This window comes from Streptomyces sp. NPDC006197 (assembly GCF_040613865.1).
Taxonomy (GTDB): domain Bacteria; phylum Actinomycetota; class Actinomycetes; order Streptomycetales; family Streptomycetaceae; genus Streptomyces.
In genome coordinates this window covers 70,640-77,500 of the sequence record NZ_JBEXSZ010000020.1, presented here as the reverse complement: position 1 = coordinate 77,500, position 6,861 = coordinate 70,640, and the positions used below count along the sequence as shown (strand labels likewise).

The 6,861-nt window shown below is 73.5% G+C and carries 7 protein-coding genes; 3 read left to right on the top strand and 4 right to left on the bottom strand.

Annotated elements, in window-relative coordinates; translation table 11 throughout:
* Positions 1 to 1,326 (top strand): PQQ-binding-like beta-propeller repeat protein (locus tag ABZ318_RS09285; RefSeq protein ID WP_356901854.1); only part of this gene is annotated, 1,326 nt, incomplete at its 5' end.
* Here ABZ318_RS09285 and ABZ318_RS09280 read toward each other — a convergent pair.
* Positions 1,323 to 2,024 (bottom strand): hypothetical protein, encoded by a 702-nt coding sequence (locus ABZ318_RS09280; RefSeq protein ID WP_356901853.1) that lies wholly within the window; start codon positions 2,022 to 2,024, stop codon positions 1,323 to 1,325. The two genes, ABZ318_RS09285 and ABZ318_RS09280, sit on opposite strands and share 4 nt — an antisense overlap.
* Positions 2,025 to 2,149: 125 nt before the next feature.
* Here ABZ318_RS09280 and ABZ318_RS09275 point away from each other — a divergent pair, with 125 nt between their 5' ends.
* The gene (locus ABZ318_RS09275; protein WP_356901852.1) at positions 2,150 to 2,758 is read left to right on the top strand and encodes a hypothetical protein; all 609 of its coding nucleotides are present in this window, start codon (positions 2,150 to 2,152) and stop codon (positions 2,756 to 2,758) included.
* 34 nt (positions 2,759 to 2,792) lie between these two features.
* On the opposite strand, the gene ABZ318_RS09270 is transcribed toward ABZ318_RS09275, so the two are convergent.
* From ABZ318_RS09270 to ABZ318_RS09260, 3 genes are read right to left on the bottom strand one after another with little or no spacing between them, the layout of a single operon-like run.
* Complete coding sequence (locus tag ABZ318_RS09270; protein WP_356901851.1) at positions 2,793 to 3,569, bottom strand: enoyl-CoA hydratase/isomerase family protein; 777 nt, start codon at positions 3,567 to 3,569, stop codon at positions 2,793 to 2,795.
* On the bottom strand, positions 3,566 to 3,991 hold the full coding sequence (locus ABZ318_RS09265) for an OB-fold domain-containing protein (protein ID WP_356901850.1): 426 nt from the start codon (positions 3,989 to 3,991) through the stop codon (positions 3,566 to 3,568). Before ABZ318_RS09265 ends, ABZ318_RS09270 begins: the two co-directional genes overlap by 4 nt.
* Before the next feature lie 13 nt (positions 3,992 to 4,004).
* Positions 4,005 to 5,147, bottom strand: a complete 1,143-nt coding sequence (locus tag ABZ318_RS09260) for a lipid-transfer protein (protein ID WP_356901849.1) — start codon at positions 5,145 to 5,147, stop codon at positions 4,005 to 4,007.
* 84 nt (positions 5,148 to 5,231) lie between these two features.
* On the opposite strand from ABZ318_RS09260, the gene ABZ318_RS09255 reads away from it, so the two are divergent.
* Positions 5,232 to 6,818 carry a FadD3 family acyl-CoA ligase gene (locus ABZ318_RS09255; RefSeq protein ID WP_356901848.1) on the top strand — a complete coding sequence of 529 codons (1,587 nt, stop codon included), beginning with the start codon at positions 5,232 to 5,234 and terminating at the stop codon, positions 6,816 to 6,818.
* The last annotated feature ends 43 nt before the right edge of the window (positions 6,819 to 6,861 follow it).

The window sequence follows — 6,861 nt, the reverse complement described above, 5'->3', positions numbered from 1 at the left end:
GTCGCCGACACCCGGGCGGCGCTCGCCGTCGGCCGGGGCGCCGACGCGGGCCCCGCGACCGGCTGGATCCGCCCGCCCGGCGGCGGCCCCCACGGCGCCGAGCAGGCACCGCAGCAGGGCTCCCGTCCGTCGGTGCCCTCGCAGGGCACCGACCAGACGGCGGCCCCGCAGCCCCCGCCGGAGCCCGGCCACTGGCGGCCCTGGCGCTTCCGGATGTCGAACGACGTCTGGGGCACCCCGGTCGTCGACGGCGACCTGCTGTACGTGACCTCCTTCGAGGTGCACGCCCTGGACACGGGCAGCGGCCGGCGCCAGTTCAAGACCCGGGACGTGGCCTGGTCGATGGCCGTCGCCTCGGGCCGCATCCACGCCTCCGACGGACCCACCCTGTACGCCCTCGACGCCGCCGACGGCGGCGAGCGCTGGCGCCTGCACACGGACGCCTGGGTGTACTCGCTGAAGGTCGACCGGGGCACGGTCGTCACCGGCACGCGCGGCGGCGGGGTGCAGGGCTGGGAGGCCTCCAACGGCGCCAAGCTGTGGGAGCTCACCGGCGCGCAGACCGACTTCGAGACCCCGGAGGCGGGGCCCGCCGTGCACGGCGACACCGTGTACGTGTGGCGGGACGCCCGGCTCCAGGCCCTCGACGCCCGCACGGGCGTGGAGCGCTGGTCGTACCCGATCGGCGACGCCGCCTCCTGCGCCAACGTGCCGGTCCGGGTGGCCCCGGCCGAGGACGGCTGCGTGTACGTCTCCGCCGGGACCCGGGTCCTGTCGATCGACATCGCCGCCGGGCACGTCCGCTGGCACTTCGAGGCGCCGGCGGTCTTCCTCTCCCCGCCCGCGTTCGCACCGGGACCGGCCGTCACGGGCGGCGGGGTGTACCTCTCGGACCACCTCGGCACCGTGTACGCCCTCGACGCCACCACCGGCCAGGACCGCTGGCGGATCGCGACCGAGCCGCGCCAGTCCGCCGAGCCGGTGCTCGTCGCGGACGGCAACGTCCACGTCGGCAGCGGCAGCGCGCTCTACACGCTCGACGCGGTCACCGGCACCCCCCGGTGGCGGTTCGCGGCGGGCGGCGAACTGGTCGGCTCCCCGGTCGTCGCCGACGGCCGGGTGCACTTCGGCTCGGCCGACCATGTCCTGTACACCCTGGACGCGACCGGCGGTCAGCTCCGCTGGAAGCTCGCCACGGGCGGCGAGATCACCGGCTCGCCGGTGGCGAAGGGCGGGGTCGTGTACGCGTGCAGCAAGGACCGCTGCGTGTACGCGCTCGACGCGGCCAAGGGCACGGCGACGGGCAGGGGCGCGGCGGCGCGCTAGGACCGCGGGGGCGGCGGACTGCCGTCGTCCCGGTCCCGGTCCCGGGTGGGCATGTCGTAGGTCTGGGTCGGGGCCGCGGAGGACGGGTCCGACCGCGGCCCGTCCGCGAGGGTCCGGCCGGTCGGGCCCTCGTCCGCAGGGGGCCGGTCGGCCGGGGCCTGATCCGCGGGGGGCCGGTCCGTCGGGGCCTGATCCGTCGGGCTTCGGTCCGCCCCGGGCCGGTCCTTCGGCGGGCCGTCCAGCGGCGGGTGCTTGTGCCGGGACACCCGGCTCGGCCGGGGGGCGTGGTGCCGGCCCGGCATGACGAGCGCGCCGAGGAGCAGCAGGACCCCGCCGCCGAAGGCGTACCCGACCCCGTCGCCGAGTCCCTTGCCGTCGGTGCCGAGCGTGAGGCTTTCCTCCACCTGGCCGACCCGCACCATCCACAGGACGGTGAAGCCGAGGACGACGATCCCGGCGACGGCGACGAGCAGGCGGGAGCGGAGCAGTACGCCGACGAGGGTGACGAGGGCGGCGAAGGCGAAGGGCAGCAGGATGGAGCCCAGCACGTCGGCCTTCGCGTCCGTGATGCCGGTGAACAGCTCGTCGATGGCGTAGTCCCGCCCGGGACGGCCGTCGTACCAGGCACGGAAGGGGCTCCAGACGGCGGCCGTCGCTCCGGCGAGAGCCAGGACGGAGCCGGCTGTGTCGCGGATCATCGGTGCGGCCTCCTCGGCGGGTCCGGCCCTCGTTTCCGACGCTACGCCGGGTGAGGGGGCCCCGCCAGGCGGCGCGGGAGCGGCGCTAGGGTGGCGCGGACACGACAGAAAGAACGGGGCCGGCGATGGTACGGACGCGCGTGAAGCTCGCGGCGACGCTCACGGTGGTGGTCCTCGCGCTGACCGGTTTCCACACCGGCAAGGGCGGCCACGGGAGCAGCGGCGGCGGCAGCGGGAAGAGCAGCAGCGGGAAGAGCAAGAGCGGCAAGAGCAAGAGCGGCAAGAGCCGGAGCCACTCGGACTCCGACGACGATGACGATTCGGGCGGCGGCTGCTCCAGCGACGAGCAGGGCAACGACGACTACAGCGGCTCCGGCGGCTCCACGGCCACCGCGAGTCCTTCGCCCACGTCGGCGAAGGTCGAGGTCGTGGTCGTCGACTGCGTGAAGCCCGCGCAGAAGAAGCGGAAGGGCGGGCCCGCCCGGAAGGCGGACACCACGGCGACCCTGAGGATCTCCTCGCACGACGCGCTCCCGGGGACGTACGAGGTGACGCTGGAGTTCAAGGGCGTCACGGGTTTTGCGGTCGACTCGGTCACGACGGTCGTCACGGTGGGGGCCCACGAGGACAAGACCTTCGAGCTCGCGATGAAGAACCCGAAGGCCCTCGACAAGGTGAAGAACTGCTACGTGCGCGACGTGCGCGCCAAAGCGTCCGCCACCCCGAGCAGCTGACCGCCGGGTCCGTCGGAACGGACCTGCGCAGCCGCTATCGGAGCCGGTACCCGCCACTCCTTCGGGTGAACAGCTCCCCCTGCCGTTCCGGTGGCAGGTTTCCGAGCGTCACCAGGTGCGAGGCGTGGGCGAGGGCCTGGGCGCGGGCGGCCTCGTCGACCGACCACAGCGCCCGTACCGTCCCCTGGACGGCCTCGGTCGGGTGGGAGGCGATGACGGCGGCGGCCGCCCGCGCGGCGTCGAGCGCGCCGCCCGGTCCGGTCAGCTCGGAGACGAGACCCGTCTCGTACGCGCGACGGGCGGAGACCCGTTCGGCGGTGCCCATGAGGGCCATCCGGGCGACTTCTCCGTACGGCATCTTCCGTGCCATGTGGATGGTCTCGAAGGCGCTGACCATGCCGTAGGTGGTGTGCGGGTCGAAGAAGGTGGCGTTCTCGCCCGCGATGACGAACTCCGCCTCGCCGAGCAGGTAGAAGGCCCCGCCGCAGGCCATGCCCTCGACGGCGGCGATCACCGGTTTCCACAGGTCGTTGGCCTTGGGGCCGAGGGTGAGGAGGGGGTCGTCGATCGTGTACGGGGAGGAGGGCTGCGGGATCCTTCCGGCGTCCTCCCGGTCGATCCCGGTGCAGAAGGCCCGGTCGCCGGCGCCGGTGACGACGATCGCCCGGACCTCGTCCTCGTACCGGAAGCCCCGCCAGACGGCGCCCAGTTCGCGGGCCATGCCGAGGGTGACGGCGTTGTGCTTCTCCGGCCGGTCGAGGGTGACGACCGCGACCCCGGTCTCCTTGTCGCGCTCGACGCGGATGCTCATGCCCGCTCCAGGAGCCAGCGGGGGACGGTGACGCCGCCGATCTCGGTGAAGGCGACCCGCACGGGGGCGCCGATGCGCAGCCGGGCCGGGTCGACCGAGTTCAGGGGGGCGTCGGGGGCGGCGACGACGTTGCCGACGAGGCGGATGCGGGGGGCGTCGGCGAGTTCGACGAGCACCGCGTTGTACGGGGCCTGGGCGGCGTACTCGGGCAGGAGCGGCGGGTGGGGGAGGACGTACGACCAGATCCGGCCGCGTCCGGACATGAGCCGCCACTCGCTGTCGAAGGAGCGGCAGTGCGGGCAGCAGGGGCGGGGCGGGAAGCGGAGCTCGCCGCAGTCGGCGCAGGCCTGGACGCGGAGCTCTCCCCGGGCGGCGTACTCCCAGAAGGGGGCGCCGTCCTCGTCGATGACGGGGTTCAGCACGGTGATCAGCTCCTCAGGCGCGCAGCAGGATGGCCGATGTGGGGACGCCCTCGCCCGCCGTGACCAGGCAGGTGGCCGCGTCGGGGACCTGGGCGGTGGAGGTGCCGCGGAGCTGCTTCACGCCCTCGTTGATGAGGTTGAAGCCGTGCACGTACGCCTCGGAGAGCCCGCCGCCGCCGGTGTTGAGCGGCAGCCGGCCGCCGATCTCCAGGGCGCCGCCCTCGGTGAAGGCGCCGCCCTCGCCGCGTCCGCAGAAGCCGTAGCCCTCCAGGGAGAGGGGGACGAGGGGGGTGAAGGCGTCGTAGATCTGGGCGACGTCCACGTCGTCCGGGCCGAAGTCGGCCTGCTTCCACAGGTGGCGGGCGGCGGTCCAGGCGGGGCCGGAGAGCGGGTCGTCGTTCCAGTAGTTGACCATGCCGTGGTGCTGGGCGGGCAGGCCCTGGGCGGCGGCGTGCACGTAGACGGGCTTGTGGCGGCAGTCGCGGGCGCGTTCGGCGGAGACGATGACGCAGGCGAGGGCGCCGTCGGTCTCCAGGCAGTTGTCGAAGAGGCAGAGGGGTTCGCTGATCCAGCGGGCGGTCATGTACATCTCGCGGGTCAGCGGCCGCTCGTACATGATCGCGGCGGGGTTCTGGTTGGCGCGGTTGCGGCAGGCCAGGGCGACGTTGAAGAGGTGGTCGCGGGTGGCGCCGTACTCGTGCATGTAGCGGCGGGCGAGCATGCCGATCTCGTCGGCGGGGCGGAGCAGCCCGAAGGGGCGGGTCCACTGGCCGGGGGTGGGCAGCTGGACGGCGGTGTTCTTCCAGGGGCGGGGGCCCGAACCCCGCTTCCGTGACCGCCATGCCACCCCGACGCCCGCCTGCCCGGTGGCGACGGCGGCGGCGAGGTGCCCGACGGTGGCGCAGGAGCCGCCGCCGCCGTACCCCACCTTGCTGAAGAAGGTGACGTCGCCGGCTCCGATGGCCTTCGCCACCTCGACCTCGTCGGTCTCCTCCATCGTGTACGAGGCGAAGGCGTCGACCTCGCCGGGGTCGATCCCGGCGTCGTCGAGGGCGGCGAGGATCGCCCGGCAGGCGAGGGTCTTCTCGGTCTCGTGGAGCTGTTTCGCGAAGGCGGTCTGTCCTATCCCGACGATGGCCGTGGCGTCCTTGAGCACCGAACCTCCTCATGGGGCAGCACTGCTGACAGCGCGTCAGGCTACAACTAATCTGACGGATAGTCAGCTACAGGGAGGTTGGGCATGGACGTGGACACGGACCCGGGCAGGGACCCGCGCGGCGACCTGGAGTGGGGCACGATCCCCGGCCTCGTACGGGCGGCGGCCGAGCGCCACGGGCAGCGCGAGGCCGTCGTCGACGGCCGCGTCCGCGTCACGTACGCCGAACTCGGCGAGCGCGTCGAACGGGCCGCCGCCGCCTGCCTCGCCGCCGGGATACGCGGCGGGGACCGGGTCGCGATCTGGGCCCCCAACACCCTCGACTGGATCGTCTCCGCCCTCGGCGCCGTCACCGCCGGCGCCGTCCTCGTCCCCCTGAACACCCGCTTCAAGGGCACCGAGGCCGCCTACGTCCTCCGGCGCTCCCGCGCCCGGCTGCTCTTCGTCACCGGCACCTTCCTCGGCACCTCGTACGTGGCCTCCCTGCGCCGCTCGGGCCTCGAACTCCCCGACCTCGAACGGGTGGTGGTCCTCGGTGACACAGCACCCGACGACGAGGGCTGGACGACCCTGAAGGCCTTTCTCGCGGAGGGCGACACCGTCCCGGCCGCCCGCGTCCGCGCCCGCGCCGACGGCATCGACCCCGCGTCCCCCTCCGACATCATCTACACCTCCGGCACCACCGGCCGCCCCAAGGGCGCCGTCATCAGCCACGCCCAGACCCTGCGCTGCTACGCGGTCTGGTCCGAGCTCGCCGGCCTCCGGGAGGGCGACCGCTACCTCGTGGTCAACCCCTTCTTCCACACCTTCGGCTACAAGGCCGGCGTCCTCGCCTGCCTCATGCGGGGCGCGGTGATCGTCCCCCAGTCCGTCTTCACCGTGGACACCGTCCTCGCCAACATCGCCGCCGAGCGCGTCACCGTCCTCCCCGGCCCGCCCACCCTCCACCAGTCCCTCCTGGACCACCCGGCCCGCCCCGCGCACGACCTCTCCACCCTCCGCCTCGTCGTGACGGGCGCGGCCGTCGTCCCGCTGCGGCTCGTCCAACGCCTCCGCGCCGAGCTGGGCGTGGGCACGGTCCTCACCGCGTACGGCCTGTCGGAGGCGAGCGGCATCGTCACCATGTGCCGCCGCGACGACCCCGACGGGACGATCGCCACCACCTCTGGCCGTCCCATCCCCGGCACCGAACTCCGCCTCTCCGACGACGGCGAGGTCCTGGTCCGGGGCCACCACGTGATGAGCGGCTACTTCGAGGACGAGGAGGCGACGGCGGCGGCGATCGACGCGGACGGCTGGCTGCGCACCGGTGACATCGGGGTCCTGGACGAGGCCGGCAACCTCCGCATCACCGACCGCCTGAAGGACATGTTCATCGTCGGCGGCTTCAACGCCTACCCGGCCGAGATCGAGCAGCTCCTCGGCCTGCACCCCGACATCGCGGACGTCGCCGTCATCGGCGTCCCGGACCCCCGCCTCGGCGAGGTCGGCAAGGCCTTCGCGGTCCGGCGACCGGGTTCGACCCTGACGGCCGACGACGTCATCGCCTGGTCGCGCCGGGAGATGGCGAACTACAAGGTCCCGAGGGAGGTCGAGTTCGTGGAGGAGCTGCCGAGGAACGCGAGCGGGAAGGTGGTGAAGGGGGAGTTGAGGGCGCGGACGGGGAACTGACCGCGAGGAGTGCAACCAACTCCCTTCGCGTACACGTCATATG

Bases quoted from the DNA above. Each gene is read 5' to 3' on its own strand.
- ABZ318_RS09280 (WP_356901853.1), bottom strand. From the start codon at position 2,024: ATGATCCGCGACACAGCCGGCTCCGTCCTGGCTCTCGCCGGAGCGACG.
- ABZ318_RS09275 (WP_356901852.1), top strand. From the start codon at position 2,150: ATGGTACGGACGCGCGTGAAGCTCGCGGCGACGCTCACGGTGGTGGTC.
- ABZ318_RS09270 (WP_356901851.1), bottom strand. From the start codon at position 3,569: ATGAGCATCCGCGTCGAGCGCGACAAGGAGACCGGGGTCGCGGTCGTC.
- ABZ318_RS09255 (WP_356901848.1), top strand. From the start codon at position 5,232: ATGGACGTGGACACGGACCCGGGCAGGGACCCGCGCGGCGACCTGGAG.